The sequence below is a fragment of the Acidovorax sp. KPB24-03 genome, from assembly GCF_057546605.1.
The window spans coordinates 1-2,831 of the sequence record NZ_BAAJYR010000437.1; the positions used below are offsets into that span (position 1 = coordinate 1).

Annotated in this window: 3 protein-coding genes and 1 pseudogene; 1 reads left to right on the forward strand and 3 read right to left on the reverse strand. The window is 68.4% G+C overall.

The features are described from left to right. A pseudogene (locus tag AC27KI_RS22165) lies at nucleotides 1-459 on the forward strand (metallophosphoesterase family protein); the annotation flags it as partial. Nucleotides 460-487: 28 nt separating this feature from the next. Here AC27KI_RS22165 and AC27KI_RS22170 read toward each other — a convergent pair. From AC27KI_RS22170 to AC27KI_RS22180, 3 genes are all read right to left on the reverse strand, one after another. After that, nucleotides 488-1,195 (reverse strand): NEL-type E3 ubiquitin ligase domain-containing protein, encoded by a 708-nt coding sequence (locus AC27KI_RS22170; RefSeq protein WP_487115869.1) that lies wholly within the window; start codon nucleotides 1,193-1,195, stop codon nucleotides 488-490. A gap of 6 nt (nucleotides 1,196-1,201) precedes the next feature. Further along, nucleotides 1,202-1,816, reverse strand: coding sequence for a hypothetical protein (locus AC27KI_RS22175; RefSeq protein WP_487115865.1), 615 nt, complete (start codon nucleotides 1,814-1,816; stop codon nucleotides 1,202-1,204). 571 nt (nucleotides 1,817-2,387) lie between these two features. Next, nucleotides 2,388-2,831: TPM domain-containing protein (locus AC27KI_RS22180; protein ID WP_487115867.1), on the reverse strand; the 444-nt coding region annotated here is incomplete at its 5' end.

Here is a 2,831-nt window from a genome sequence, read left to right on the forward strand (position 1 = left end):
TGGTGCTGGGCGACTTCCTGCATGCGGCCGAAGCCCAGTCGCCGGCCGTGCTGGCGGCCCTGTCGGCATGGCGCGCCGCGCATGCGGCGCTGCAGGTGGTGCTGGTGCGCGGCAACCACGACAGCCACGCCCGGCGATCCCGGCCCGGCGGCCTGGGGTTTCGCCATCGTGGACGAGCCCTGGCCGATCGGGCCGTTCGCGTGCTGCCACTACCCGCAGGCGCACGGCACGCTGCACGTGCTCGCCGGCCACGTCCATCCCGCCGTGGTGCTGCGGGGGCGGGGGCGCGACGCCCTGCGCCTGCCGTGCTTCGCGGTGGAGCCGCAACTCACCGTGCTGCCAGCGTTCGGCGAGTTCACCGGCGGCCAGACGATGACCACCGGCCCGGAGCGCCGCTTTTTCGCCGCCGGCGGCGGGCGGGTGTGGGCGGTGCCGGGCATGGGGGCCACGCCGGAGTGACCTGGCCCGTGGGTGAAAGTCCTGGCGGTTATCCGGGGCCGGTTCTGCGCGACGGCCCGGCCTCGGGCGGTCTCGGATGGTTCGGCGGCATCGCTCCGCCCGCCTGAGCCGCCAAGGCCTGAAGGTGCGTATTCACTGAGGCCTCCCACTCGCTGTAGATCTCACGGGCCTGTCGCGAGTATTCGAAAGCGGCGGGGCTTTCATGATCGTCCGGCCAGGGCAATTGAAGGAACGGATGGTTGTCCCGGGCGTCCTTCAATGGCTCGAACGTCGCCTGGTGCAGTTCCTGCATGCCGACACGCCATGTCTCGTGGTGCATCAGAAACGCTGGGTAGGCCTGCGGGTCGGCCGCCTGCGCCAGGACCTCGGAATGCAGGGCTGCGATGTCGTCCGGGTTCAGTGCGCTGAGCCAGAGGTCGCTCAGTTCCTGCACCGTTTCCTGGGGGAGTTGCAATGCCGTTTTCAGTGCTGCCTTGGCATGCACCATGGTTTCCAGCGGGTCTTTTTCCAACCACTTGGCTTTCCAGGGGGGCAAGTCGGGATCCTGTTTCAGTCGGTTGATGAGCCGGTTCGTGGCGGTTTCCAGCAGAGACAGCCGAAATTGCTGGCCTGTCAGGCCGTTGAGCTGCACTTCGTTGATCCTGCCGGCCCGCACGCCCTGCACCGTCTGCCAGTTGCGGACGGCCAGCATTACTTTGGAAAAACCTTCGAGCAGGTTGTCCCGACAGTCGCCCAGAGCGGTTTACGAAACCAGGTACACCTGGTCGCGCAAGGTGGCATCGCGCGCCACTGCCAACAAAACCGTGCCCACCTGGCGGCTCAGCAGGGCCATTGCCGTGGGGGAAAACTCGGGTAGGGTCTCATCGCGCAGGCGTTCCAACATCCGGGCGAATGCGGGTGCCCGGGGTTCGTCGTCGAAGGCATGGAGGTCGGGTGCGACGCGCACGGCAGCATTGCCCATCCACGCTTGGATCTGGTCGCCCAGTGGGGCCTCCAGGAGTTTCACATCACCGTCCAAGCCCCCTTCCAGCCCCGCTTCTCCATCGCTGTCGTCAAGCGGAACCTCGCGTTGGTTCCCGACATGGGCATCGAGGTCGGCTTCCAAGTCGGTATCGAAGTCCGATTCTTCGTTTCCGTGCTCAGGCGAAGCGGCCGTGGTCACCGCCGCACTTTCGGGGATCATGATCAGTTCGATCAAGTGGGCCGCCACGGGGTGGCTGTGGCGATGTTGGCGCCACAGCGTTTCCAGTTCCGTTTTGAAACCGCGTTCGAACTTTTGACCTGTCAATGCGGCCGCCACGTTCCGGATGCGGTCCTCCAGATCAGGGCGTTGTGCGGACAGTGCCACCAGATCCAATAGCTGCGCCGGCCTCAATGGGCCAGGAATGCCCAACGCGCCCAACTCCTGTAGCAATTGTTCGGGGCTGTCGATGGAGGGAGCGTCGTCGTCAGACCGAGGTGACACGGGGTCCAACGCGGCTTGAGGGGTTGGGCGGGAAACGCTGGCCTCTGCCGCCAAATCGGCATCCGGCGAGGCACGCCCGTCGACGGACTGCTGCGAGGCGATGCCGGGTGCCGGAGTGCGCAGTGGCCGCGGCACGGCTGTGCGTGGCGGCAACGACGACGAGGGCCCGGCCTCGTGCGTGGCTTCGGTCGTGCGGCGTGGCGACAGGGGTGGAGACTCGCCATGTCCTTGCCCTGGCCCTGTCGTGCGGGCGATAACGCGCCGCTCGGGCGTTGTGCGGGGTTCGGGGCTGTGCTCCCGCGGCCGGACACGGCCGGAATGTCGTAGAGGGTCCATGGGTCGCCTTTCCTGCCGCGCTCGGGCGCTGGCAGTGCCGGCGATGTTAGTGCGGCCCACCGGCAGGGGCCGATCCCTTCGCGCACGGATGGACCGTTTTGCGAAGCGCTGGCGCCCGTGACGCCGGCTATTCATTCAGCAGCGCATCGCCGCTCAGCACCGGCGCATCGGGCAGCCCCGCACCCTCCGCGGTGCCCGGCGCGGCCTGCGCGTTCGCCGGAAAGTGCTGCACCAGCAGGGCGGACACCTCCGCCAGCGCCTGCGTCAGCCCGTCCTCGTAGCGCCCGGCGCGAAAGGCCTCGCCCATGTGCACGACCAGGGTGCGCCAGGTCTCGGGCGGCACGGCGCGGGCCAGGCCCCGGTCGGCCACGATCTCGATGGCCTGCTCGGCCAGCAGCAGGTAGATGAGCACGCCGTTGTTGTGCTCGGTGTCCCACACGCGCAGCTTGCCGAACAGCGTGACGGCCCGCTCGCGGGCGCTGGCGCCGCGCCACAGGTAGCTGGTGGGCAGGCCGCCTTCGGCGCAGATGCGGATCTGCCCGGTGTGGCGGCGCTCGCTGGCGGCCACGCG